The sequence below is a fragment of the Enterococcus sp. AZ188 genome (assembly GCF_050544075.1).
GTDB lineage: Bacteria > Bacillota > Bacilli > Lactobacillales > Enterococcaceae > Enterococcus_D > Enterococcus_D entomosocium.
Map to the genome: position 1 here is coordinate 1,162,126 of NZ_CP172943.1, position 21,063 is coordinate 1,183,188.

Here is a 21,063-nt window from a genome sequence, read left to right on the forward strand (position 1 = left end):
TGATGGGCAAACCAAAATATCAACGTGTTGTATTAAAATTAAGTGGTGAAGCATTAGCGGGTGACGAAGGCTTTGGGATCAAACCACCGACCATCCAGGAGATCGTTAAAGAGATCAAGGAAGTCCACGAATTAGGTGTACAGATGGCGATCGTGGTCGGCGGCGGAAACATTTGGCGTGGACAAATCGGTGCGCAAATGGGGATGGAAAGAGCCCAAGCTGATTACATGGGCATGCTAGCGACTGTGATGAATGCTTTAGCATTACAAGATACACTAGAAAACGCTGGTGTACCAACGCGTGTCCAAACTTCAATCGAGATGCGTCAAATCGCTGAGCCTTATATTCGTCGTAGAGCAGAACGCCACTTAGAAAAAGGACGGGTCGTCATTTTTGCTGGCGGAACCGGGAATCCTTATTTCTCAACTGATACGACCGCAGCCTTACGGGCAGCTGAAATCAACGCCGATGTCATTTTGATGGCAAAAAACAATGTTGATGGCGTCTACTCAGCAGATCCTAAAACGGATCAAAGTGCTGTGAAATTTGAAGAATTGACTCATTTAGAAGTCATTTCCAAAGGATTGCAAGTAATGGATTCAACCGCAAGTTCATTAAGTATGGACAACGATATTCCATTAGTCGTATTCAACTTGAATGAGCATGGAAACATTCGCCGCGCCATTTTAGGTGAACATATTGGAACGACAGTAAGGGGGAAATAACATGGCTGACAAAATTTTAACAGAAGCAAAAGACAAAATGAAAAAAGCAGCAGAAAACTTGCAGCGGGAACTAGGACAAATCCGTGCTGGCCGCGCGAACGCGAGCATCTTAGACCGCGTAATGGTTACTTACTATGGTGTACCAACACCCTTGAACCAAATGGCTTCAATTACGATTCCAGAAGCAAGAATTTTGATGATCACACCTTTTGACAAAACAATGATCCAAGAAGTTGAAAAAGCCATCATGCAAAGTGATATTGGTATCACGCCTGCCAATGACGGAACAGTGATTCGTTTGGTGATTCCTCAATTAACGGAAGAACGCCGTAAAGAATTAGCAAAAGACGTGAAAAAAGAAGCTGAAAATGCGAAAATCGCCGTCCGTAACATTCGTCGGGATGCCATGGAAGCTTACAAGAAACAAGAAAAAGCTGGCGACATCACAGAAGATGATTTGCGGGAATCTGAAAAAGAAGTGCAGACTGCTACAGATAACAGCATCAAAGAAATCGATGCCATCGCAGCTGAAAAAGAACAAGAATTACTTGAAGTTTAAAAGGAATGACGAAGAGTCGCTTCAGCGGCTCTTTTTTTATGGGCGAAACTAGCTCATGTACTTGAATATGACAGCTGTTTTTTTGTTTTTTCTTAATATGGAAATCTTTTCTTGGTTTTCATAGGCAAGAAATCTGATTATTGTTATAATGTAAAAGATGAATTTCAAGAATTGGAAGAGGAGCGAATACGATGCTGCGTTTTTTTCCACAAAAAGACAAATATATCAAAGAAGCGGCTGAACATGAATTTGATCCATCACTGCCGATTCCCCAACACATCGCGATCATTATGGATGGTAACGGCAGATGGGCGCAAAATCGGCGCTTGCCAAGAGTAGCTGGCCACAAAGAAGGCATGGAGACGGTAAAGAAAATCACGAAACACGCTTCACACTTAGGTGTGAAGGTATTGACGCTTTATGCATTTTCTACAGAGAATTGGAAACGGCCGAACGAGGAAGTAGACTTTTTGATGCAACTACCAGTCGACTTTTTCGACACCTTTGTTCCTGAGCTAATCAAAGAAAATGTTCAAGTCAAAGTGATGGGGTTCACGGATTCTTTACCCCTACACACGCAAGAAGCGGTCAAGCGAGCGATCGACCAAACCAAAGACAATACGGGAATGATCTTGAATTTTGCTTTGAATTATGGCAGCCGCGCAGAAATTTTGACAGCTGTCCAAGCGCTTTATGAAGAACTCTCGGCTTCCGGCGAAGCCCTACCAGAGCTCACGGAAGACATGCTGGGGACGCATTTGATGACTGGTTTTTTACCAAGCCCTTTGCGGGATCCTGAATTGGTGATTCGAACGAGTGGTGAGGAACGTGTCAGTAATTTCTTGTTATGGCAGATTGCATACAGCGAGTTATTCTTTACGAAGGCGCTCTGGCCTGATTTCGATGCTGCGTTATTAGAGGACGCGATTGGGAGCTTTCAACAACGAAACCGGCGTTTTGGCGGTTTGAAAACAGAGGAGGAAGAAGAGTGAGACAACGTGTAATCACTGCGGTCGTCGCATTAGCCTTTTTCCTGCCAATTATTTATGTTGGCGGTATTGCCGTCGAATTGCTGGCAGCAGCAATGGCAGGAATTGGTGTTTATGAATTATTTCGGATGAAAGGACTAGCTATTTTCAGTTTTGAAGGAATTCTTTCAATCCTCGGAGCGGTGATCTTAGTTTTGCCTCAAGAACGCTGGTTTTTCTTTTTGCCAGAGGGGACAGATAAAAGTGCCTTGTACTATCTGATCGTTCTTTTGTTACTAGGGATCGCGGTTATTTCGAAAAATACGTATACCATCGATGAAGCTGGGTTTCCGGTGATCGTTAGCTTATATACCGGTGTCGGGTTTGAACGTTTCTTGACGGCACGGTCAGCAACGGATGGATTAGTTGTTTTAGTTTTCGGGCTGTTTATCGTGTGGGCAACGGATATTGGGGCTTACATGGTGGGACGGCGTTACGGCCAACGAAAATTATGGCCGGAGATTTCTCCTAATAAAACCATCGAAGGGGCCCTAGGCGGGATTGCTGCTGCGGTGGTCGTAGCTGGTTTGTATCTATTAGCATTTCCTGGGAAAGATTATTTTGGACACGGTAGTGCCATCATGATTTTATTGACGGTCCTCTTTTCGATCGCTGGGCAATTTGGTGATTTAGTGGAATCCGCGATCAAACGTCACTATGGCGTGAAGGATTCAGGGAATATCCTGCCAGGTCACGGAGGAATCTTAGATCGCTTCGACAGCATGTTGTTTGTGTTTCCAATCATGTATTTATTCGGTGTCTTTTAGAAAATTTTTAAGAAGTGCAGGCTTGGCTTGCGCTTCTTTTTTTAAATTCTTGTTACAACGGGAATGTGAGTTCCTCAACGGGAACCGGTGTGATAAAATAAGGAAAGGCTGCCCTGAATGAGAGGGATGCTGTGAAAGAGAGGAACGAGCATGAAAACGATACTTGTATTTATCATTATCTTTTCCGTGGTGGTAGTGATTCACGAATTTGGACACTACTTCTTTGCAAAACGGGCAGGTATTTTAGTAAGAGAGTTTGCCATCGGTATGGGGCCTAAATTGTTCGCGCATCAAGCGAAAGATGGGACGACCTACACGATTCGGATGCTGCCATTAGGCGGGTATGTCCAAATGGCAGGCTGGGGCGAAGATGAGACTGAATTAACGCCTGGCATGCCAGTCTCCTTGGTTCAAGATGCAACTGGCAGAGTCATCAAAATCAATACAAGCAAAAAGATCCAATTGCCGCAAGCGATCCCCATGGAAGTGACCGACTTTGACTTGGAGGAGAAGTTGACGATCACTGGCTTCATCAACGGCAATGAACAAGAAGCGGTTACGTACGCTGTGGATCATGACGCAACGATCATTCATGAAGATGGCGTTGAAGTTCGGATCGCACCAAAAGACGTTCAATTCCAGTCTGCAAAGCTGTGGCAACGAATGCTGACGAATTTTGCAGGACCGATGAATAACTTTATTTTATCCTTGGTTTTATTCACTGGGTTGGTGTTTGCGCAAGGTGGTGTCGCGAATCAAGATGCAACCGTCGTGACAGGAATCGAAGCAGGAACCCCGGCTGCTGAAGCCGGGCTGCAAAATGGCGACGAAATCCTAGCAGTTGAAGGCGTCGATGTTTCCAACTGGTCAGAATTGACGACAGAGATCCAAAAGTACCCAGCTACTCAGATTACTCTAGAAGTCAAACGAGGAGCGGAAACACTTGATTTGACAGCAACTCCTGCGAGTCAAGAATCAGGGGAGACCACGATCGGTTTCTTAGGGATCACGGCTTCGTTAAAAACTGGGATCGGAGACATCTTACTGGGTGGCTTACAAACGACCATTGACAATTCGCTGGTTATTTTTAGAGCAGTCGGCAACTTGATCGCCCAACCAGATATCAATAAATTGGGCGGACCGGTAGCGATTTTCCAACTGTCTTCTCAAGCCGCATCGCAAGGTGTCACAACGGTGATCGCCATGATGGCGATGATTTCCATCAATTTGGGGATCTTTAATTTATTGCCGATTCCTGGATTAGATGGTGGGAAACTGGTTTTAAATATTTTAGAAGGTGTGCGAGGCAAGCCAATCAGTCAAGAAAAAGAAGGCATCATTACCCTGATTGGGTTTGGGTTTTTGATGCTGCTGATGGTTCTCGTTACCTGGAATGATATCCAACGTTTCTTCTTTTAAAAATAAGACGCACAAGCAAATCAATTGTTGATCGGGTGAACATGATTTTTTGTAGCAAAGGAGAAAAAAATGAAACAGTCAAAATGTTTGATTCCGACATTGAGGGAAACCCCCAGCGATGCGGAGACGTTAAGTCATCAACTGTTAGTTAGGGCAGGGTATATTCGACAAGTGGCGGCAGGCATCTATGTCTACTTGCCATTAGCTCAAAGGGTGTTAGAAAAGATCAAACGGGTCATTCGTGAGGAGCTGGCAGAAATCGATGCTGTGGAGATGGCGATGCCTTCTTTGCTTCCGTATGAACCATGGAAGGAGTCTGGACGGGCCTCATTGTATGGTGAGTCTTTGTATCGGTTGACGGATCGAAACGAACGAGAGATCGTTTTAGGGCCCACTCACGAAGAGCCGTTCACGACATTGATCAAAAACGAGATCACGTCTTATAAGCGGCTGCCTTTGAGCTTATATCAGATCCAAACGAAATATCGGGACGAACAGCGGCCGCGTTTTGGATTGATTCGCAGCCGTGAATTTATCATGCAAGATGGCTATTCTTTTCACGCCGATGAAGCCAGCTTAGATCAAACCTATAATCGCTACGAAATGGCTTACCATGCCATATTGAAACGCTGTGGGATCGAGTATCGGGCAGTGGTCGGGGATAATGGCTTGATGGGTGGCCGAGATTCAAAAGAGTTTTTGGCATTGTCTGGAATCGGCGAAGAGCTGATCTGTTATTCGACTGAAAGCGACTATGTCGCCAATTGGAAACTAGCAACTAGTCAGTATATCGCTAAAAAATCTCATGAGACCTACTTAGAGTTACAAAAAGTCGTTCATAAAGAATCATTATCGTTAGAGGAACTGGCGAAAACACACGATACGGATTTGCAAAAAATCGTTCAAGTATTTTTGCTGCTCGTTGACGAGCAAGTCATTATGGTATTGCTTCGAGGTGATCACAGTCTCAATGAAACAAAAATCAAGCATTTTTTAGCGGCTGATCAAGTGAAGGTCCTGACTGCTGAAGAAGCCGAGTCCTATCTGACCAGTGACACACAACTTCGCAGCCCCATTGAGCTTGCTGATTCGATCCAATTGTATGCGGATCAGCATGTCCAAGATATGGCGAATCTGATCGTCCCAGCGGCAGAAAAACAGAGCTATTTTCTCAATGCAAATGTAGGCCGTGATTTTCAACCACTAGCCTTTGCCGATTTTCGCTTGGTTCAAGAAGGCGATCCTTCCCCAGATGGAAAAGGAACCTTAACCTTTACGCGAGGAATCGAAGTTGGGCATATCTTCAAGTTAGGAACCAAGTACAGCGAGGCCCAAGAAGCGACGGTTGTCGATGAAAATGGCGATGAACAACCAATCATCATGGGCTGTTATGGTCTGGGCGTTTCTCGGCTGCTTTCAACAATCGTCGAACAATACGGCAATGAGTTTGGGATCGATTGGCCCCAAGAAATTGCCCCATTTGATGTGCATATCATCCAAACGTCGATTGAAGATAGCTATCAAAATGCCTTAAGTGAAGAAGTAGAAGAAATGATGAACCAAGTCGGCTATCAAGTATTGGTGGATGACCGCAATGAACGTGCAGGGGTCAAATTTGCAGATGCCGATTTGATTGGTTGTCCGATTCGCTTGACCATCGGTAAAAAAGCCGTAGAAGGCATCGTGGAGATCAAAATCAAGCATACTGGCGCAACCGTTGAAGTGAGGAAAGAAGAAGTCGCTTCGACCTTGACGATTTTATTAGCCAACCAAGAATAAATCGGAACAAATGGTAGATCGAGAGAGGAAATCCTTTCTCGATTTTTTAATGAAAGTGAAGACAAAAAGAGGTATACTAGTGAGTACTGAGAAAAGGAGGATCTTCAATTGTCAAAAGAAAGAGAGACCTTTGAGATATTATTAGACCAAATTGCAGCTGCCCCAAATCTTCGGCAGCATCCGTTGATGCAGACTGCCCAAATCAGACAAGTAACCGTGCATCGACAATCAAAAGCGTGGACGTTTTATTTCCAATTTGAACGTTTATTACCGGTGATGGTGTATCAATCCTTTAAACAACACATTGAACTAGCGTTTAAAGAGATCGCGGAAGTTCGCATTGTCATTGAAGCTCAAGATGGTTCCTTCGATGAGCAGTTCATTCAAGAATACTGGCCATTAGCGTTAGCCAATCAAAATTGTGATCGGCCGTTAGTTCATCAAGTGATTAAAAATCAAATGCCTATGATTCAAGAGAACAAAGTGATTTTACCCGTCAACAATGATGCGGTCATCACGATTTTGCAGCAACAGTACTTACCGATCATTGAGGAAAATTATGGGACTTTCGGGTTTCAAAAATTTCGGATCTTGCCGCAGCTAGACAAAGAACAGGCTGAGGCAGCCTTGAAAGAACTTGAAGCACGAAAAGAAGAACAAACGGCAGCCTTCCAATTGCAAGCCGCTGAGAACTTAATGGCCCACGAGCAACGCAAAAAAGAAGTCAAAACAGTCGAATTTGACGGACCAATTGCCTTGGGACGTAATATTCCTGCCGATGAACCTGTGACACCGATGATCAATATCATTGAGGAAGAACGCAGAGTTACGATCCAAGGGTATGTCTTTGATAAAGAAGTTCGAGAATTGCGTTCAAAACGGAAGATTTTGATTTTGAAAATCACCGACTATACGTCGTCGTTTAGTGTGAAAAAATTCTCCAATAATGAAAAAGATGAACAAGTCTTTGATGCCATTGCTAAAGGTAGTTGGGTCAAAGTGCGTGGTAGTGTTCAAGAAGATACTTTTATGCGAGATCTCGTTATGAATGCGCAAGATTTGCTGGAAGTCAAACACGAGGCCCGCAAAGATTATGCACCTGAAGGCGAAAAACGGGTCGAACTTCACCTGCATTCCAATATGAGTACGATGGATGCAACCAACAATGTGGCAGACTTTGTCGCTCAAGCTGGCAAGTGGGGCCATAAGGCGATTGCGATCACCGATCATGGCGGCGCACAAGGGTTTCCTGATGCCCATCACGCCGGAGAAAAAGCCGGGGTAAAAATTCTTTACGGTGTGGAAGCCAATATCGTGGATGACGGGGTAGCGGTTGCCTATAATCCGAAGCCTGTCCCACTGACTGATGCCACTTATATCGTGTTTGACGTGGAGACCACCGGATTGTCTGCAGTGTACGACACCATCATTGAATTGGCCGCTGTGCGGATGCATAAAGGCAACGTGGAAGGCTCCTTTGATGAATTCATCGATCCTGGCCATCCTTTATCACGAACGACCGTAGAATTGACGGGGATCACCGATGAAATGGTTCGGGGGTCAAAATCGGAAGAAGAAGTCTTACGTTTGTTCCGTGAGTTTTCTGAAGGAGCCATTCTAGTTGCCCACAATGCGTCATTTGATATGGGCTTCTTAAATACAAGTTATCGAAAATACGGTATTCCAGAAGCAGAAAATCCCGTCATTGATACATTGGAACTCGCTCGTTATTTGTATCCAGAGTTTAAGCGATTCGGTTTAGGTGTCCTTTCCAAAAAATTCGGCGTTAGTTTGGAGCAACATCACCGAGCGATCTACGATGCCGAGGCAACCGGTCATTTAGCGTGGATCTTTGTCAAAGAAGCGATGGAAAAACATGACATGCTGCTGCACGAAGATTTGAACCGACACGTTGGGGGCGAGAACTCCTATAAAGCAGCTCGGCCTTTTCATGCCACGATCTTAGCCCGAACACAGGCGGGATTGAAGAATTTATTCAAGCTGATCTCGATGTCGAATGTGAAGTACTTCCATGATAAAGTCCCGCGGATCCCGCGCTCAGAATTGGTGAAATTGCGGGAAGGATTGTTAGTCGGAACCGCTTGTGATAAAGGGGAAGTCTTTGTCGCAATGATGCAAAAAGGGGTTGATGCAGCGCGGGAACTTGCTAAGTTTTATGACTATATCGAAGTCATGCCCAAAGCAGTTTATGCCCATCTCCTAGAAACGGAGCTCGTGAAAAGCGAAAAAGACCTAGAAGACATTATTCGGAATTTGATCCAAATGGGTGAGGAGTTAGGGAAAATCGTTGTTGCTACTGGGAATGCCCACTACCTGAACGAAGAAGATGCCATTTATCGTAAGGTCTTGATCAATTCGATGGGGGGCGCCAATCCCTTGAATCGACATAGTTTACCGGATGTACACTTCCGAACAACCGATGAGATGCTGACCGCCTTTCAGTTTTTAGGTCCGGAAGTAGCGAAAGAAATTGTGGTGACGAACCCAAATAAAATCGCTGATCTCTGTGAAAAAGTCATTCCGGTAAAAGATGATCTGTATACACCAAAGATTCCCGGATCTGAACAAGAGATCACCGACTTGAGTTACAACCGTGCCAAAGAGCTATACGGTGATCCATTACCAGAAATTGTGGAAAAACGTTTGAAAAAAGAGCTTGATTCGATCATTGGGAATGGGTTTTCCGTGATCTATTTGATCTCACAAAAACTGGTTCATAAAAGCAATCAAGACGGCTACTTAGTAGGGTCACGGGGATCAGTCGGTTCTAGTTTCGTAGCAACGATGACTGGGATCACTGAGGTCAATCCATTAGCCCCTCATTATTATTGTCCCGATTGCCAGTATTCTGAGTTTTACGAAGACGGCTCGTATGGTTCTGGTTATGATATGCCAGAGAAAAAATGTCCAAAATGCGGCACACGTCTGAACAAAGATGGCCATGATATTCCTTTTGAAACCTTCCTTGGTTTCCATGGCGATAAAGTCCCCGATATCGATTTGAACTTCTCTGGGGAATATCAGCCAGAGGCCCATAACTATACGAAAGTGCTCTTCGGCGAAGAATATGTCTATCGTGCCGGAACAATCGGTACAGTAGCCGATAAAACAGCCTTCGGTTTCGTAAAAGGCTTTGAGCGCGATCATAATCTCCATTATCGAGCAGCTGAAGTCGATCGATTGGCTAAGGGTGCAACTGGCGTCAAACGGACAACTGGTCAGCATCCGGGGGGAATCATCGTTATTCCAGACTATATGGATGTCTATGATTTCACGCCGATTCAATACCCAGCAGATGATCAAAATTCAGAATGGAAAACGACCCACTTTGATTTCCATTCCATTCATGACAATATTTTAAAACTGGATATCCTGGGACACGATGACCCAACGGTGATTCGGATGCTGCAGGATTTATCAGGAATCGATCCTAAAACGATCCCCACGGATGATCCGGAAGTGATGCGTATTTTTGGTGGTACGGACGTGCTAGGTGTGACTGAAGAGCAGATCTACTCCAAAACAGGTACATTAGGCATCCCAGAATTTGGGACCCGATTTGTGCGGGGGATGTTGGATCAAACCCATCCATCGACGTTTGCAGAGCTTTTGCAGATCTCTGGTCTTTCCCATGGTACCGATGTATGGTTGGGCAATGCCGAAGAACTGATTCGTCGCGGAGATGCCAGTCTAGCAGAAGTAATCGGCTGTCGGGATGATATCATGGTGTACTTGATCCATGCTGGCTTAGATGACGGGATGGCCTTTAAAATCATGGAGACGGTTCGTAAAGGGCAATGGAACAAGATCCCTGACGACTTGCGGGACACTTACTTGCAAGCGATGCGGGAGAACAATGTCCCTGAATGGTATATCGATTCTTGTTCGAAGATCAAGTATATGTTCCCGAAAGCCCATGCGGCGGCGTATGTTTTGATGGCGTTGCGGGTGGCTTACTTTAAAGTGTACTTCCCAATTCTCTATTACTGTGCTTATTTCTCTGTCCGGGCGGATGATTTTGATTTGATTGCCATGTCAAAAGGAAAAGACGCCGTAAAAGAACGGATGCAAGAAATCACTGACAAAGGATTGGATGCGTCAACGAAAGAAAAGAATCTGTTAACCGTTCTGGAGTTAGCCAATGAAATGTTAGAGCGCGGTTATGAATTTGGGATGATCGATCTGTATAAATCGGATGCGGAAAACTTCGTGATCGACGGAAAAAAATTGATCGCACCATTTCGAGCAGTGCCGAGTTTGGGACTAAACGTAGCGAAACAAATCGTGGAAGCACGGAAAAATGGTCCTTTCTTATCGAAAGAAGATCTCGCCAATCGCGGGAAAGTTTCTAAGACTTTGATTGAATACATGACGGATAACGGTGTTCTAAAAGATTTACCTGATGAAAATCAGTTGTCGTTGTTTGATATGTTGTAAACCACCGGCTGTTCACTTAAGATAAAAAATAAGCACATCATCATAATGGCTAGTATAGCTAGTTTCTGCATGATGTGCTTTTTTGTCTTGTTTGTGAAATCGATCTAAGCAGCCACAATCTGACGAAAATCAGAAAGATCGTGGTCTATTGTGGGAAATCATAGGGGCCCAGCCTTGGTAGCGAATCAATCGAACCTTTACCATACAAAGAGGAGAAAAATACTCGTTACCGAAAGAAGCGAATGCCTTTGGTAACGAGTATTTTTCGACAAAGTTCGTTAAATAGCTAAAAAAAGAAAAAAAGCAAAACAGGCAAATACACCATGTACAGTAAGACGGAATAGCCTAGACATGAAGTTGCAAATTCTTCATCCCCTTGGTAGTTTCGTACAAGGATCGGGACAGAGTTTTGGACGGGCATAGAGGCTTGAATAATAAACACAGAAAGCATCAATTCAGGAACAGGGATGATTCTGCTTAACAGCCACACAACGAGGGGCGAAAGAACGAAACGACCAAACAAAACACCGACAATGTCTTTCGTCATTCGCAAATTTTTGAGTCCCCCAAAGTAGACGATGATTCCGATAATAAACATTGATAAGGGTGTCGTCAAATCTGCTAGATAGCTTCCAAGGCCATCAACAAATGAGGGCAGCGGTAAGGTGAATAGCATCCAGATTAAACCGATGATGAAACCAATCAAGGCTGGTGAAAAAATCTTTTTTAGCATGACCAATGGATGAAAGGAAATCCGGGCTTCACCAAAATCAGGATTGTCTTTTGCTAACTCAAAAATACCGATGGTCCAAAATAATGTCGTATTTACAATATAGTACAACAACACATAAGGAACGGCTTTTTCACCAAAAATAGCTAAATTGATCGGTAAGCCGATGAAGATCGTATTGGAAAAGGTAAACATGGCGGAAAATGCGCCTTGGTGTTTGGCTTCAATTTGCGCGAAACGTCGCCATAAATAACCAGCGAAGTAAGTGATCATCATGGAAAGTAATGGGATGATCATCCCCGAAACCAATGAAAGAAATTCATCTTTCGTAAAATTTTTAATAATCGTTAAAAACATATTGGCTGGTAATGAGACATTTAATACCAATTTTGAAAACGTATCGGCGGTTCGATTAGAAAACCATTGTTTGTAAGACAACCAATAACCGATAAACATGAGACTGAAAATGACAAAAATATTGATATATGCTTGAAACATGTGCTCACCTCTCATTTACTATAGCGAAAGGCAGAAGAAGAAGCAACTGATTCCCATTTGAAAACAACAAAAAACCAAACCACTCATTGAGCAATTTGGTCAAGAATTACTAACGTTGCTGCTTGCCTGCGTTACGACCTTTTCCATTAGGCTTTGTCGTGTTCAACGCTTTTTTGACAGCTTCTGTTTTTTCAGGAGTTACATCTTTGCGAGGCGTAACCACCGTTTTTGGCGGATTGGCTTTCATTTCTGCTTCGACTTGGGCACGAATTTTTGGTTTCATGATGACATTCGTGATAAATGTTTGGATACAACTGAAGACCCCACCGACTACCCAATAAAGCGTCACACCAGCTGGTGCACTCATTGACATGAAAACGATCATCAATGGAGAAACGATCAACATGGTTTTCATCGTTTTTTTCTGTTCTTCCGGAATCCCAATGGTTGAGATGTATCCTTGTGCCAGGTAGGAAATACCAGCAATCGCCACAAAGAGGATGCTGGGGTCACCTAATGATACGCCAAAGAACTCAGAGTTTTGGATTCCTTGTGTGTAACGGGCGGTGAAGTAGAGGGCAGAGAAGATCGGCATCTGAATCAGTAAAGGCAAACAACCGATACCGCCAAACATACTGACGTTGTTTTCAGAATAGATTTTTTGCATCTCCGCTTGCGCTTGCATTTGTTCTTCCCGAGTGGTTGCTTTCTTCAAATTGGCTTGCGCAATATCCACTTGAGGTTTCAGAAACTGCATTTTTTCACTTTGAATCATCGTTTTTCGAGACTGATGGATCCCTAATGGTAAGATAATGACGCGGACAACGATCGTTACGGCGATGATCGCCCAGCCGTAAGACCAGTTGAAGTTTTCAACGAGCATCGTGATCATATCACCTAAAGGTTTCACCAAAAAGCGATAAATCATTCCTGTTTCTTTCGGCGTACCATCAGCATTGGTACTGACACAGCCTGATAATGCTAATAACAGGCCAAATAATCCTGATGAAAGCAGCCATTTATTCATTTTAGACATTCTATTCTTCCTCTTCACAATAAATTTAGACAAAAATAACTATACTAAAAAAGACCGACTATTTCAATGTACAAAGAGAAATTCATTGAAAAATCAATCTTTCGACTTAGAAAACATTCAATTATCAATAATAGACTACATCAAAGCTAGTACGTTCTTTAATGGTATCGTCTGGTTGGATGTCGATTTGGTTCACTTTTCCAGCGGGAGAAGGAGAATCTTTCACTCCGGCAACAAAGGCATCGATGATTTTTTCATCTCCCATCGCTTCAATCGAAACAGAACCATCTGCCTCATTTTTTACAGATCCTGTGACCCCTAATTGATCGGCAAGCATTTTCGTGGTATAACGAAAGCCGACACCTTGGACACGCCCTTGAACATGGATTCGTAGTTTCTTCATGGACAATCCCTCCTCTGCTTATAATGATAGCGTTTTTTCAGTAAAAGAACAAGTTAGATCGATTGACTCATGCTATAATAAATCGAGGTGACCACATGAAAGAAATTCAATCGAAAAAAAATACCTTTATCAAGGAAATCAAAAAACTAACACAAAAAAAACACCGTACACAGACCAATACGTATTTGATCGATGGCTGGCATTTAGTGCAAGAAGCGCTGCAGGCCAAAGTACCTATCAAAGCGTTGTTGGTGACACCGCGAGGGTTAAGTGAAGCCAACGGGCAGCTCGATGATTATCAGGAAGAAAGCTATTTGATCACAGAGGAGATCGCAGCGATGCTTTCTGATTTACCAACACCACAAGGAATTTTTGCCGTGGTGGAAAAGCAAGAGCAAAACTTACAGACACTGACGGGTAATTGGTTGATTTTAGATAATGTGCAAGATCCCGGGAACGTTGGTACCATGATTCGAACAGCGGATGCTGCTGGATTTAGCGGGGTGTTTCTCGGCGAAGGAACAGCAGATCTTTACAGCACAAAAGTCTTGCGCAGCATGCAAGGAAGCAACTATCATTTACCGATTTTAGAAGGAGCGATCCCGCCATTTCTAAAGCAGCTACGCTCAGCTGGCGTGACGATTTATGGCACCGAATTAAATAAAGAAGCCGTTCCTTATACCGAGATTCCTAAAGAACAAACAGCTGCCTTCATTTTAGGTAACGAGGGACAAGGGGTTCACCCAGAACTGTTGGCTTTGACTGACAAAAATGTGTATATTCCCATCTATGGTCAGGCGGAATCATTGAACGTCGCCATTGCAGCCGGAATTTTGATGTATTTTTCTGTCAGTTAGATTTTTAAGGAACTGTTAAACTATTTGAATCTATTGCACCTCACCTAGAATCTTCGATGAATAGGTGCTATACTTTGTCTTGTAACAATCAAGCAGATCAAAAAAAGGTGGCAGACAAAAATTTATGACAGAAAAATGGCAAGAAGATAGCGAATATATGTCTTACGTGGCTGACCTGTTAGAAACAGAAGCTGTAAAAAAATTAGCCAACTTTGTGCAGCATATGAACTCCACACGTTTGGAACATTCGATCAGCGTCTCTTATTATAGTTACAAATTGGCCAAGAAATGGGGCGGCGATGCTCGTGCAACAGCTCGTGCAGGACTCCTTCATGATTTATTCTACTATGACTGGCGTACCACAAAGTTTGATGAAGGTACCCATGCGTATATGCATCCACGAATTGCAGTAAAAAATGCTGAAAAAATCACTGAACTAAGTGATCTAGAAAAAGATATCATCTTGAAACATATGTGGGGAGCAACGATTGCGCCGCCACGTTATAAAGAAAGCTATATTGTCACAATGGTTGACAAATATTGTGCGATCAAAGAAGCATCAGAACCACTTACAGAAAGTATGAAAGAAAAATGGCAACAACGTTTCTGGAAGAAACATCGTACGATTCAATAAGAAAAAAGTTCTTCGAACCAGCCGGTTCAAAGAACTTTTTTTGTTTGCTTAGCCAAAAATAAGTTGGAGGATCGCTGCGCCTACATAAAGGATCAGTAAGGTGATCAATACCATTAAGTGTCGTCTTTTGTGCATAAAAAGGATCGCTACGAATTCTCGTAAGAAGGCATTTGGTAAATAGTAAAAGGCGGTGGGTGCTCCGATACCATCCGCTTTAAGTTGTGCTTGATCTGCATAGAGACCGGCACGAAAAATATGGTAATTGTTGGAGGAAAAAATAACTTTGTAGCCATTTGGCTTTAAGGAATCCATGATTTCTTTCGAAAACTTCATGTTTTCATAAGTAGTCGTGGAATTTGTTTCTACTAAAATCTCTCCTTCGGGCACTCCTTGCGCAACTGCATATTCTTTCATCGCGACAGCTTCTGGCAGCTTTTCATCGCTTCCTTGGCCGCCTGACATCAGTAACCGAGGAGCGGTTTTTTTCGCTTTAAATTGCGCTTCGTAGAACGAGATTGCTTTATTGATACGCTTGGCCAATAAAGGGGAGACCGTGGTGCCATTCAAAAGACCTGCTCCTAAGACGATGATAAAATCTTGATTGTAACGAGGATGATTGAACTGATAAATGACTGAAATCGATAAAAAGTTCAAAAAGACCACAAATAGATACATCAGACTTAGGGGAACAACGCCGAATAAGGTTCGGATCCAATCTGGGAAAAAGTGCAAAAGGGTATCTGAAAATAATAAAACGGTCAAAACCACTGCTAAGATCAGGGTCAATAGATTGGCGATTGATCGCGACTCTCTTCGTAAAACAATAATGGAATTCCAGTAAAGAAAGACCACGAGAATGGCTAAGCCGAATAATAATACAGCAAAGAAGATCGCTAGCAAAACAGCCAATAGACCACCTACAAGAATATCTTGTGTTCGGTATAGATTAATGACTAGGTAGCCACCAAATGCTAAGACAAACAAATTAAAGAGCAAGCCATTTACGAGTCGGTGCTTGTTGCGCCGATAAGAAAATAAAAAAAGGCCGGCGAAGGCGACTGGTATTAGAATAAAGAAACTGCCTGTCCGTAATTCTGAGACGGCTAAATAAATCAGCAGGGCTAAAATCGTCCAACAGCACTCAAAAAAGAAAATATCTGGCTCATCTTTACTCTTGCGCCACTTTTGAACGACGATCACACCCGTCAAATAGCTGATGGCAAAAATCAGCAATTGCGTAAAATCCATGTTTTTCACTCCTTTAACGATACACCTAGTATACCGAAAAATGACAAAAATTGCTTGTTGCTAAGGTCAAAGTTGCTGAATTTCTTGCAATTCGCTAAAATGAAGAAAAGAAGGAGGAAGGAACATGCAATTAGGTGAAGTGATTCGTGTTGAACGGCCCGCTTTTTATGTGATCGGAAAAGAAGGCAAGGGATTAGCGGAAGAAGGAGCTTCTTGGGTACCAGCGCTATGGGAACTTGCAACAAAGGATTTTGAAGAGATCGAATTTCTAGTGAGCGATCAAAAGGCAGAAGAACTGGAATTTTGGGGCTTAATGAGTGATGGCACTAATTGGTTAGAGCCTTGGCAAGAAACCGGCCGTTATTTGGCAGGCGTTCAAGTCCATACAGAAAATTTTCCTCCAGTCGGTTGGGTCCGTTGGGAAATGCCCGCAATGACCTATCTCGTTGTAAAAACGGATGAAAAAAACTTGACCATGATGACTGAAAAAATGTTGATGGAAGTTTTACCAGAAAATAACGTCCACTTGTCAGCAGCGATCCAAGAAAGATATCTTCCTCATTTTAAAGAAGGGGAAGTTGAATTGTTTTTCCCTGTTGAGCCTTTGGCAGCAGCAACGGTGGAAACGGTAGAATAAAAAAAATCTGTCCGAGAAGCAATCTTTGCTCAGGACAGATTTTTTCTTTGGTTTGGATTAAAAAAGATTCTCGAAAAAGGTAGACACACCGCGCCAAGCACGAACAAAGATGTTGGCTTTTTCTACCGTTTGTGTTGTGACCAATCCTGCAGTTTCGTCATGATCAGAAGCATCAATATAACCAAGCGTATCAGCTGGAATCGAAGCACTTACAGTACCGACTTCTGTGCCCTCAGTCAATGGCGCTTGCAGGGCAGAATCACGATAATGCTCATTAAAGTCAATGGTTGTTTCAAAGGCTGTTGCATCCATATCTCCACGTACCCATAAGGTCAAACCTTGATTTAAGGCAACGGGAACACTCAATTCTTTCCCATCTTTGACTGCCACCGTCTGTGTATCTTCTAACTGTGCATTTTCTGGTAGAATTTCTACTTGTTCCCAAGCATCGAAGGAGTAGTCCATCAACCGACCTGTTTCGATAAAACGTACGCTTGGATTTTCCGCATGACCATTAACGTTTAGCACGACGGTGATAATTCGTTGACCATCCTTGACGGCGGTTCCGACAAAGCAGGCGCCTGCCATATCTGTCGTACCAGTCTTAAGACCGTCAACACCATCTTTAGTATTCGTAAAACCTGGAAGCATCCAGTTCCAATTGACCATCTCGACAGGCGAATAGGAACCTTCGCCAAATTGTTTGGTGGAAAGACTTGTTACTTCTAAAACGTCTGGAAAGTCTTGCAGCAAATGGCGAGCAATCAGGGCGACATCTTTTGCGGATAGTTCGTTTTCGTCAGTGGAAGTTGACCCGGGATAGATATTGTCCCCTAAATAAGTATTGTTCAAGCCAGAAGCATTAACGATCTTTGCATCGGTAATGCCCCATGATTGCACTTTTTCTTGCATTTGATCAACAAAGGCACTTTCAGACCCAGCAATCAGCTCCGCGAGCGCTACGATTGCAGCATTTGCAGATTGGATATAACTGGCATCATACAAATCTTTTACTGTATAGGTAACGTCTTGATGCAAAGGGACATTCGATAAGTTTGGCGACACGCTGAGATTCGCGGCATAATCTGAAATAGGGACAGGATCATCCCAAGCGATGGTTCCTTGCTCTACTTGCTCAGCTACAAGGTAGAGACTGATGATCTTGGTGATGGAGGCGATGCCCATGGCGGTCTCACCATCTTGATCATACAACACTTTGCCTGTGTCAAAATCAATGGAGTAAGCGGCTTTTGCATCGACTGAAAAATCTTGGATCTCTTCGGCGCTCATAGCTGTATCATCAGCATACGAAACGACGGGTAAGCCGGCAGCAGCAAAGAGGATTGCCAAAGCAGCAACGATGGAATACCCGAACTTGGTTATTTTCTGCATATATGTAGTAGCTCCTTTAAAGTTGTATCTAAGCAAAAATTTTAACAAAGAGTATCCACCGTTGCAATACTCTAAGAGAAAACTTAGCATTTAATTGCGTAAGACCGATCCCTCAGTAGACAAACTGAGACGTTACGTGACTAAGGTTGGTTACTGTAAATAATAGCTAACAAAAAAACTTACCTTCCTATAAAATAGAAGGCAAGTTTTTGTGAATTGACATAGGGTCAAACTGATTCACTTAGCGACGATTGGAATGGATTCTCGGGTTTTGGTTTTGGACTCTGACGGGAACTTTCACCGCCTTCGTTTCTTGTTGCATAGCCAATTTTGCTAAAAAGAATGTCCCAGCTAACAATGCAGCTAAAGCAAAGATGGAAAAGAGTGAAATAAAGGTCGTTAACATAAAAATCCCTTCTTTCTATTTAAAATAAATGTGGAAGGTAGGAATCGAACCTACACCTTAATCTATGAACGATCAAACATCACTCAACGGAACACCTTGTTCAACCACTTGTTAAGTTAATGATAGCATGGATTGCCAAGAAATGCTGATAAAAAGTCTGAGAATTGACCGAAGAAAATGTGAAGAAAACATGAACTTGTCTTTCTCAGCGATTTTAGATGATTTTTGTCAAAGAATAGTGGCAATCTTCTGCTTCATCATATAAAGTAATGACGGAGCCTTTTTGTTCAAGAACTAAATGATAGCCAAATGTGTCCAGTAAAACTAACCGCATCGGAGTCAATTCAACGATGGAAGCAGTCAAAGGCTTGCCTTCGATGGTCAACGAATAATCATTGGCTATTTCTATCGTGACATCTTCTTTTGTCTTGGAAGTAAAACGCCAATTACCAATGAAATTCTGGCGATTCTCATTTTTTTGTTTTTCTTTTCGCAACAGCAAGGAGCTGACCACGCCCGTTGCAAGAGATAAACCAATCAAAATAGACCTTTTCTTCATTTATACACGTCCTATCATTTACGATTCATCAAGTTGTGCCTTGTGGACAGGTGTCCACTTTTTCGCACTAGAAAATAATTGCCATAAGTATACCATGAGAAGGTAAAAAAGCATGGTACTTTAGTTTGAAGTTTAGAAGTTTTTATCAAAATATGCTATGATTCAAAAGAGCAGGTGAGAAAATGAATTATCCGAATACCCTTTTAGCCACGTTTCTCGTGCGAGACAACCGGTTCATTGCCCGATGTCTCGTTGACGGTCAAGAAGTAATCGTCCATGTAAAAAATACCGGACGAGGAAAAGAGCTCTTGCACAAAGGTGCGCTTGTTACCCTGCAATATTGGGACAATCCGAAACGCAAAACCAATTACGACTTGATCTCAGTCAAGAAACAAGACCAATGGATCAACATCGATAGTCAAGTACCGAATCGTTTAGGCTATGAAGGCCTCTTGGATGGCACGATCCAGTTGCCAAATATCAAAGGGAGAATCGCGCTTTTGCGAAGGGAAGTTGTCTATGGGACATCAAAATTCGACCTTTATTTTGAAACAGATGAACAAGAAAAAGGCTTTTTAGAAATCAAGGGAATGACCCTTGAAAACAAGCAAGTCGGTGCTTTTCCAGATGCACCAACCATTCGTGGCTTGAAACACGTCAATGAATTGATCCATGCCAAAGAAGCTGGCTATTATGCGGCGGTTTTGTTTATGATCCAATTTGAAGCGGTGCAAATCGCCACGATCCATCGACAGATGCAACCGGATCTGGCCACTAAAATCGCTGAAGCGCAAAGCAAGGGTGTCGAAGTGTTTGCCTATAATTGCCAAGTAAACCAAGGGATGATCACGGTCAAAGAACCAATCCCTTTTGATTTGAATGTCGTCTTTGACGACCCTAATCTATAGAAGAAAGAAGGAAAAAACATGATTCATTTAGGGATTATCGGCACAAATTGGATCACCGATCAATTTGTACAAGCAGCCCACGAAACCAAACGCTATCAATTGGTTGCCGTATACTCAAGAAAGTTAGCAACGGCACAACGTTTTGGAGAAAAATATGGGGATATCGAGTATGCGACCGATCTGGACACTTTTTTTGGCTTAGCTCATATGGACACGGTCTACATCGCGTCTCCGAATAGTTTGCACTTTGAACAAGCCAAGCAAGGTATTTTAGCAGGAAAAAATGTCATTGTGGAGAAGCCAGCCTTTTCAACGCCTGAGGAAATGGCGGAGATCATCGAATTGGCAAATCAGCAACAGGTATTATTCTTTGAAGCAGCTCGCAACATCCATGAAGCAAGTTTTTCTACTGTAGCCGAATTCTTACCGACACGCGGTGCCATTCTTGGGGCGAACTTTTCTTATATGAAATATTCGTCTCGTTATGACGCTGTACTAGCTGGGGAGGAACCAAATATTTTTTCTCCACATTTTTCTGGCGGTGCCTTAGCAGATTTGGGCGTCTATCCGATTTATGCGGCGGTCGCTTGGTTTGGCAAACCGCAAGATGTTCATTATTTTGCCCGTAAATTACCGACTGGTGTAGATGGTATCGGGACTGCAGTGTTGCGCTATGCTGACTTTGATGTCACAATCCAAACAGGAAAAATCGCTGATTCAGAGTTGCGTTCAGAAATCTATTTTGAAGACGGTACATTAGACCTAAATGCCGTCAATGCCATCGAAGAAGCCGCATTTTATGAGCGAAAAACAAAACAAACCCAGGCATTAGCAGTAAGTGCTTTAGAAAACCCGATGATCGAAGAAGCACAAGACTTTGCAGACATCATCGAAAACAAAAATGATCCCCAACAAGGACAACGGTATGAGGAATGGGTGGAACTTGCTCGCAGTGTCAATGAAACCATCGCTCTTATGCGTAAACAAGCAGGCATCATTTTTGATGCAGATAAAAAATAA

General features: G+C 43.0%; 19 protein-coding genes. 12 read left to right on the top strand and 7 right to left on the bottom strand.

All coding sequences use genetic code 11. The annotated features are described in order from the left end of the window. Positions 1–2 precede the first annotated feature (2 nt). The 7 genes from pyrH to IGI86_RS05480 all read left to right on the top strand — a co-directional run bounded on the left by pyrH (position 3) and on the right by IGI86_RS05480 (position 10,735). The gene (gene pyrH, locus IGI86_RS05450; protein ID WP_005229433.1) at positions 3–725 is read left to right on the top strand and encodes a UMP kinase; all 723 of its coding nucleotides are present in this window, start codon (positions 3–5) and stop codon (positions 723–725) included. 1 nt (position 726) lies between these two features. After that, entirely contained in the window at positions 727–1,284 is a 558-nt protein-coding gene (gene frr, locus IGI86_RS05455) for a ribosome recycling factor (RefSeq protein WP_005229434.1), read from the top strand. Between the two features lie 191 nt (positions 1,285–1,475). After that, positions 1,476–2,276 carry an isoprenyl transferase gene (locus IGI86_RS05460; protein ID WP_005236994.1) on the top strand — a complete coding sequence of 267 codons (801 nt, stop codon included), beginning with the start codon at positions 1,476–1,478 and terminating at the stop codon, positions 2,274–2,276. Continuing rightward, on the top strand, positions 2,273–3,079 hold the full coding sequence (locus IGI86_RS05465) for a phosphatidate cytidylyltransferase (protein ID WP_005236992.1): 807 nt from the start codon (positions 2,273–2,275) through the stop codon (positions 3,077–3,079). Before IGI86_RS05460 ends, IGI86_RS05465 begins: the two co-directional genes overlap by 4 nt. A gap of 150 nt (positions 3,080–3,229) precedes the next feature. After that, positions 3,230–4,498: an RIP metalloprotease RseP gene (rseP, locus tag IGI86_RS05470; RefSeq protein WP_194199421.1), complete on the top strand. Its 1,269-nt coding sequence runs from the start codon at positions 3,230–3,232 to the stop codon at positions 4,496–4,498. A gap of 69 nt (positions 4,499–4,567) precedes the next feature. Continuing rightward, the gene (locus IGI86_RS05475; RefSeq protein ID WP_008381112.1) at positions 4,568–6,277 is read left to right on the top strand and encodes a proline--tRNA ligase; all 1,710 of its coding nucleotides are present in this window, start codon (positions 4,568–4,570) and stop codon (positions 6,275–6,277) included. Positions 6,278–6,385: 108 nt separating this feature from the next. Further along, a complete protein-coding gene (locus IGI86_RS05480; RefSeq protein ID WP_005236975.1) occupies positions 6,386–10,735 on the top strand; it encodes a PolC-type DNA polymerase III in 4,350 nt (1,449 codons plus the stop codon). Between the two features lie 286 nt (positions 10,736–11,021). On the opposite strand, the gene IGI86_RS05485 is transcribed toward IGI86_RS05480, so the two are convergent. From IGI86_RS05485 to IGI86_RS05495, 3 genes are all read right to left on the bottom strand, one after another. Continuing rightward, entirely contained in the window at positions 11,022–11,963 is a 942-nt protein-coding gene (locus IGI86_RS05485; RefSeq protein WP_061053921.1) for an AEC family transporter, read from the bottom strand. Positions 11,964–12,072: 109 nt separating this feature from the next. Then, on the bottom strand, positions 12,073–12,999 hold the full coding sequence (gene yidC, locus IGI86_RS05490) for a membrane protein insertase YidC (RefSeq protein WP_005236971.1): 927 nt from the start codon (positions 12,997–12,999) through the stop codon (positions 12,073–12,075). Positions 13,000–13,123: 124 nt separating this feature from the next. Then, positions 13,124–13,402, bottom strand: a complete 279-nt coding sequence (locus IGI86_RS05495) for an acylphosphatase (RefSeq protein WP_005236969.1) — start codon at positions 13,400–13,402, stop codon at positions 13,124–13,126. 95 nt (positions 13,403–13,497) lie between these two features. On the opposite strand from IGI86_RS05495, the gene IGI86_RS05500 reads away from it, so the two are divergent. Together IGI86_RS05500 and IGI86_RS05505 are read left to right on the top strand one after the other, a co-directional pair. Next, positions 13,498–14,259 (top strand): TrmH family RNA methyltransferase, encoded by a 762-nt coding sequence (locus tag IGI86_RS05500; RefSeq protein ID WP_194199422.1) that lies wholly within the window; start codon positions 13,498–13,500, stop codon positions 14,257–14,259. 124 nt (positions 14,260–14,383) lie between these two features. After that, positions 14,384–14,893 (top strand): HD domain-containing protein, encoded by a 510-nt coding sequence (locus tag IGI86_RS05505; RefSeq protein WP_005236965.1) that lies wholly within the window; start codon positions 14,384–14,386, stop codon positions 14,891–14,893. 48 nt (positions 14,894–14,941) lie between these two features. Here IGI86_RS05505 and IGI86_RS05510 read toward each other — a convergent pair whose 3' ends face one another. Beyond that, positions 14,942–16,141 carry a YdcF family protein gene (locus IGI86_RS05510; RefSeq protein WP_008381122.1) on the bottom strand — a complete coding sequence of 400 codons (1,200 nt, stop codon included), beginning with the start codon at positions 16,139–16,141 and terminating at the stop codon, positions 14,942–14,944. Positions 16,142–16,265: 124 nt separating this feature from the next. Here IGI86_RS05510 and IGI86_RS05515 point away from each other — a divergent pair, with 124 nt between their 5' ends. Continuing rightward, positions 16,266–16,778, top strand: a complete 513-nt coding sequence (locus IGI86_RS05515) for a GyrI-like domain-containing protein (RefSeq protein ID WP_008381124.1) — start codon at positions 16,266–16,268, stop codon at positions 16,776–16,778. Between the two features lie 57 nt (positions 16,779–16,835). Here the strand turns inward: IGI86_RS05515 and IGI86_RS05520 are convergent, their stop codons facing one another. The 3 genes from IGI86_RS05520 to IGI86_RS05530 all read right to left on the bottom strand — a co-directional run bounded on the left by IGI86_RS05520 (position 16,836) and on the right by IGI86_RS05530 (position 19,135). Continuing rightward, positions 16,836–18,170, bottom strand: coding sequence for a serine hydrolase (locus IGI86_RS05520; protein WP_016621251.1), 1,335 nt, complete (start codon positions 18,168–18,170; stop codon positions 16,836–16,838). Between the two features lie 241 nt (positions 18,171–18,411). Beyond that, positions 18,412–18,576: a hypothetical protein gene (locus IGI86_RS05525; RefSeq protein ID WP_008381128.1), complete on the bottom strand. Its 165-nt coding sequence runs from the start codon at positions 18,574–18,576 to the stop codon at positions 18,412–18,414. 214 nt (positions 18,577–18,790) lie between these two features. Further along, a complete protein-coding gene (locus IGI86_RS05530) occupies positions 18,791–19,135 on the bottom strand; it encodes a DUF4828 domain-containing protein (protein WP_008381130.1) in 345 nt (114 codons plus the stop codon). A 182-nt stretch (positions 19,136–19,317) separates the two neighbouring features. Between IGI86_RS05530 and sfsA the strand changes: the two genes are divergently transcribed. Together sfsA and IGI86_RS05540 are read left to right on the top strand one after the other, a co-directional pair. Further along, positions 19,318–20,043: a DNA/RNA nuclease SfsA gene (sfsA, locus tag IGI86_RS05535; RefSeq protein ID WP_016613175.1), complete on the top strand. Its 726-nt coding sequence runs from the start codon at positions 19,318–19,320 to the stop codon at positions 20,041–20,043. An 18-nt stretch (positions 20,044–20,061) separates the two neighbouring features. Next, positions 20,062–21,063, top strand: coding sequence for a Gfo/Idh/MocA family protein (locus IGI86_RS05540; protein ID WP_008381134.1), 1,002 nt, complete (start codon positions 20,062–20,064; stop codon positions 21,061–21,063).